This window comes from Oleiphilus sp. HI0128 (genome assembly GCF_001635365.1).
Genome location: NZ_LWGG01000862.1, coordinates 1 through 2,714 on the forward strand (window position 1 = coordinate 1; position 2,714 = coordinate 2,714).

Here is a 2,714-nt window from a genome sequence, read left to right on the forward strand (position 1 = left end):
AATCGCCCGTGAAGATAGAGATTTGGTCATTATTGTTCAAGAGCGCCCCTCAATCTCGAAAATCGAAATTGAAGGAAATAAGGATATCTCTGAAGAAGATTTGCTGGAAGGGCTCAAAGCTGCCGGGATGGCAGAAGGAAAAGTATTCAAGCGGGTAACGCTTGAGCGTCTGGAGCTCGAAATCCTTCGCTCTTATGTTACACAAGGTAGATACTCTGCTTCTGTAGAGGCCGAAGTTAAAGAATTACCTCGCAACCGTGTGGCAATCAAGTTGAATATCAACGAAGGAGAAGTTGCCTCAATTCTTCATATCAATATCGTTGGTAACCAAGCATTTTCTGATGAAGAACTAATTGAGCTGATGGAGCTCAAGATGCCAAGTTTTTGGTCAGTATTTACCAGTGATGATAAATACTCAAAAGAAAAGCTGAGTGGCGATTTAGAGCGTATACGTTCTTTCTATCTGGATAATGGTTATATCAAGTTTGCCATCGAGTCGACTCAAGTTTCGATTTCACCACATAAAGAAGATGTTTTCGTTACGGTTAATATTTCAGAAGGCCCGTTATATACGTTAAAGGACTTCGACTTGAAGGGAGACCTTGTTCTAGAGAAGGAAGTGTTAGAAAAGCTTGTTATGTTAAAACCGGGTGACGTATTTTCACGTCAGAAACTGACACTTACATCTGACCTTATCTCTCGTGCTTTAGGTGCAGAAGGTTATACTTATGCAAATGTTAACGCTATCCCTGAGGCGCATGATGACTATACCGCTTCGGTTACTTTCTTTGTTGATCCTGGTAAACGGAATTATGTAAGAAGAATCAATTTCCGTGGTAACACTTCAACACGTGATGAAGTCTTACGGCAGGAGATGATTCAAATGGAAGGTGGGTCTGCATCAACGGACTTGATCGAAGGTTCTAAAGCTAAGCTTGAGCGTTTGGGCTTCTTTAGTACTGTTAATATTGATACGCCCTCAGTACCGGGCACGTCAGATCAAATTGATGTGAATTACTCGGTTGAAGAAACTTCATCCGGTAACCTTTCTGCAAGCTTGGGTTTTTCTCAGGGTTCCGGTTTTTCACTTGGTTTGAGTGTTTCTGAAAGTAACTTTTTTGGCTCCGGTAAGAAGGTCTCTTTTGGCGTGAATACCACTGAGTCCGTTAAGTCTGCTAACTTTTCCTATCTCGATCCTTACTTCACTGTCGATGGTGTGAGTCGAGGGTTTAGCTTTTTTGCTAGAAAAACTGATTTTGACGAAGATGACCGTTCAGATTTTGTTATCGATGAAACGGGAGCATCGGTAACCTTTGGTTATCCTATCAACAGTATTTCTCGCTTGAAGTTCACTTTTGGTTATACCAATACTCAGCTATCTGCAGGTGAGGATGTGCCGCTCGGAATCAATACTTTTGTTTCTGAATATGGTACGAGTTTTAATACTTACAGCTTTACCGGGTCATGGACCAGAAGCACATTGAATCGCGGGCAGTTTCCAACGCGCGGGTGGGGACAGGGCCTAACGCTTGAAGTGTCGGTACCTTTCAGTGATCTATCATTTTATAAACTTAACTACCGCTCAAATACCTACTTCCCAATCGATAAAGATCATGACTTTGTATTCAGGATTCGCAATAAATTGGCGTGGGCTGATGGGTATGGTGATACCAGCATACTTCCATTTTACGAAAACTATTTCACCGGTGGTATTACTTCGGTGCGAGGTTATCAAAGAAATTCGCTTGGTCGTCAGTCGGTTCCTAGTCAGGCTGGTGGGTCTACAGACCCCTTTGGCGGAAATCTCCTAATTGAAAATAGTGCTGAGTTGATCTTCCCTGTACCGTTTGTGAAAGACCAGCGATCGCTACGCCTATCGTACTTTGTTGATAGTGGTAATGTTTTTGATACAGCAAGGGGATATGATTTTGATGGGAATGAGATTCGTTGGTCGACTGGCTTGAGCTTACAATGGATAACCTTTATCGGGCCCTTGGGCTTCAGTTTTGGTAAGACGATTAATGACATTCCCGGGGACGATACGCGGTTCTTCCAGTTCTCCCTAGGGCAGCCTTTCTAGTTACTAAGTAAACATAAAATAGATCGTTGGAGGTCTTTAATGAAATTATTTAAGCAAATTATTTTGATGGGAAGTATTGCTTTCTTCTCTATGTCGGCACTTGCTGAAATGAAGATTGGTCTGGTTGATATGAGAGCTGCCTTATTTTCTTCAGATGCAGCAAAAGAGTTCACTGAGTCAATGGTGACCAAATATAAAAAACAGGACCTTGAAGTTCGTGCTATCGGAGAAGAAGGTCAGCGCTTGGAAATGCGCTTAAAAAATGACGCTGCAATTATGAGTGATAATGAAAGAGCGAAAATGGCATCTGATCTTGAAGAAGCGATTCAGGAATATAAGTACCGCAAAGGTAAGCTTGATAAGGCTTTGGCAGAAAGACGGAATGAGTTTTTGAGTGATTCAAAGCCCAAAATCGATCAAGCGATCAACGAGCTAGTAAAAGAAGAAAAACTGGATTTGTTGATTCCTCGTGAAGCGGCTTTATATGCCAATCAAGAAATGGATTATACAAATAAAATTATCGAGAAGCTTAACAAGCTAAACTGATCTTTCTATATTTCGTGAGTTTAATCAGATGAAGCAAAATGCCTTTACCTTAAAATATTTGGCGGACTATGTGGAAGGAGAGGTTCGA

Annotated in this window: 2 protein-coding genes; both read left to right on the top strand. The window is 41.5% G+C overall.

Features of this window, described 5'->3' with window-relative positions; all coding sequences use genetic code 11:
• Window positions 1-2,080: outer membrane protein assembly factor BamA (gene bamA, locus A3763_RS13545; protein WP_068760134.1), on the top strand; the 2,080-nt coding region annotated here is incomplete at its 5' end.
• 39 nt (window positions 2,081-2,119) lie between these two features.
• The gene (locus A3763_RS13550; RefSeq protein ID WP_068508219.1) at window positions 2,120-2,626 is read left to right on the top strand and encodes an OmpH family outer membrane protein; all 507 of its coding nucleotides are present in this window, start codon (window positions 2,120-2,122) and stop codon (window positions 2,624-2,626) included.
• The last annotated feature ends 88 nt before the right edge of the window (window positions 2,627-2,714 follow it).

Coding starts and splice junctions, on each gene's coding strand:
- A3763_RS13550 (WP_068508219.1), top strand. CDS start 2,120: ATGAAATTATTTAAGCAAATTATTTTGATGGGAAGTATTGCTTTCTTC.